This window comes from Candidatus Paceibacterota bacterium (assembly GCA_035546035.1).
In the GTDB taxonomy this organism is placed as follows: Bacteria; Patescibacteriota; Minisyncoccia; order Phycocordibacterales; family UBA6065; genus UBA6065.
The window spans coordinates 1-2,493 of the sequence record DASZXC010000015.1; the positions used below are offsets into that span (position 1 = coordinate 1).

At 56.0% G+C, this 2,493-nt stretch carries 2 protein-coding genes; both read right to left on the reverse strand.

Features of this window, described 5'->3' with window-relative positions; all coding sequences use genetic code 11:
• Positions 1-210: 210 nt before the first annotated feature.
• Positions 211-558, reverse strand: coding sequence for a hypothetical protein (locus tag VHE10_03915; protein HVU06902.1), 348 nt, complete (start codon positions 556-558; stop codon positions 211-213).
• A gap of 1,024 nt (positions 559-1,582) precedes the next feature.
• Positions 1,583-1,924, reverse strand: coding sequence for a hypothetical protein (locus VHE10_03920; protein ID HVU06903.1), 342 nt, complete (start codon positions 1,922-1,924; stop codon positions 1,583-1,585).
• Between the last annotated feature and the right edge of the window lie 569 nt (positions 1,925-2,493).

Consider the following 2,493-nt stretch of genomic DNA (forward strand, 5'->3'; position numbering starts at 1 on the left):
CTGCGCGCTTTCTTTCTTGTTCGTAGCGACTGCACACTTCGCGCTCGATGAGACGACGCGCCTCTTCTCTTGCTTGAATTTGCGGTGTGATAATCGAATTCATGGAAACCTTTCTTTGCCCAACGTTAAAGATGAGCCACGACGCCGCTTGGCGCGAGCCGTGCGCCAGCACGGATCGTGACAAGCGGTGGCGTTGGCTCTGGCGTCTGGTTAGGCTTTTTTCTCTTCGTCATCAGAAACAAGTGAGGCAGATCGCTCCTCTTTTTCTTTAGCTCTCGATGCCCAGAATGCGACGCCGAACAGCACAGTAAGGCCTGCGACCTGTGCGAATCGAAGATAGTCACCACGCATCGTATTGATGCCGGTATCGCGCCAAACCAAGTAGGCATTGATGGCAAACCAAACAAAGCTCACCGCTCCGAGGGCAGAAACCGACAGAAAGATAATCTGCTCAGGCCTTCGGCTTTTGGGTGCCGCTTTCTTCCAAACAATGAATCCGACGACGAATGCCGTGATCGCGGCGACGATAACCACACAGCTGACGACGTCGGATTTCATCGTTCCTTGCCTAACGTCAAAGATGAGCCACGCTCACGGCTGGCGCGGAGCGTGCGCAGCACGATCCGTGACAGACGTGGGCGTTGGCTCTAGCGCCTTGTTGGGCTGATTCGCAGGAAGTGCTTCATACGATGAGTGATCGACATTCACATAAGCGCCTTCGTCGATAGAGAAAGCGTAGAGATAGAAATGAAACGTCGGGCCATTTGCGTTCGGACATGATGCCGCCGCACGCCGTAAATCTGCGAACTTTTCGTATGTAGGTTCGAGCGGATCGAATCGCGAACTGCGCACGACCACTAAGATCAGCGACATCACACCGGCAGTGAAGCGGGCTTCGCGTGTAATCCATCCTCTCTTATCTGTGAACTCGTGTGCAGCGGCTACGGTAGATTGCGACAACGCAAGCACCGCAACGGAGCTGCCGGCAGGCGGCGGTAACTGAATGGGATCACTGCCCGCAAGCGTCCTCGGTGGTCTGCTCCATCGCGAAGATGATGCGCATCCGACAAGTGTAAACACGACCAGAACAGGGACGAATAATCGTAGAGAACGCATCTTTCGCCCAACGTCAAAGATGAGCCACGGCGCGCAGCGCCGTTGGCTCTGGCGGCTGGTTGGGCTCTGGGGCTCGGGGTTTGAACACGGACGGTAGCAAAGACCGACCAACGCGTGCGACAACCTCGGACGTCCTGCTTTTCGGAAAGAGACTGCGCATCGGAATTCTTTCTTCTCAGGAGCTACGCTTTGCTTGGGTCGTCGAACCTACGCTTCGCGCTTTTCTTTAGAACCAACGAACACTCCAACACGACCGAGCCGCCAACAATACAACCGCTAACGCGAAACTGCTTCTGCTTATTCGTCGCCACACCTTCAGACATCGCCATCGCGGAAATCATCTTTGTTTTGCCCAACGTTAAAGATGAGCCGCGGCGCCGGCTGGCGCGAGGCGTGCGTCAGCACGACTCGTGACAGACGGTGGCGTTGGCTCTGGCGACTGGTTCGGCGCTTTCTTCATGAGTGGTCAGGGCGATGAATAGCGGTATTTCGACACGACTCTTCCTTGCCTATCAAAGCCAACGGTCCAAGCACCGCCGTCCAAATTGATCGGCGCCTCATACCAAAACTCGCGAGTGCAATCTCCGCTATTCTTTCGAATCGAATCTTCAGTGCCCCATGCAACCGTATCGGGTAGTCCGGTGACTCTCTTCGGAGTGCCAAAGAGCTCCAGCACTCTCGCTTCAGTATCTCCTTTCGCGACGATCGCGAATGCGTCGTGTAGCCTGTCGCCCTTCCGGATCGCCCAGCCTAGCCACGCGAGCGCACAGACGCCAAGCGCAACAACGATCTTCTTGCCGAGCGTCATGTCGCGATTCTTTGCCGAACGTCACAGATGAGCCACGGCAGCGGCTGGCGCGAGGCGTGCGTCAGCACGACTCGTGACAGACGGTGACGTTGGCTCTAGCGACTGGTTCGGCCAACACAGACGTCGCAGGAATAGGCTCGGGCTCAAAAGCGTATCTTTCCGTGAAGCAACTGAGAGCATCTTCTCATCGCTAGGGCTGCGGTGACGCCCACTCTCGAGCCCAGCGCTTCTCAAACTCCCTAACTCGTAGGAAGTGAAGGCGTGTGTAGCTAACATCGGCTTGAGCACTCGCCGTCTTCATCGACTCCTCTGCTAGATCAACATCGTGAAACTCCTGCGCGATGACGTAAGTGAAAAAACTGCACATAGCAGCGAGAAGGAGCGCTTGTAGGTTAGTCTTCGTTGTCTGGCTCATTTGTTTTCTGCCGAACGTTAAAGGTGAGCCACGCTGCCGGCTGGCGCGAGCCGTGCAGCAGCACGGATCGTGACAGACGGTAGCGTTGGCTCTGACGCCTGGTTGGGCTCTTTCTTCTCAGTAGGAGCGTGGGACATATCCTGCGGATCTTCCC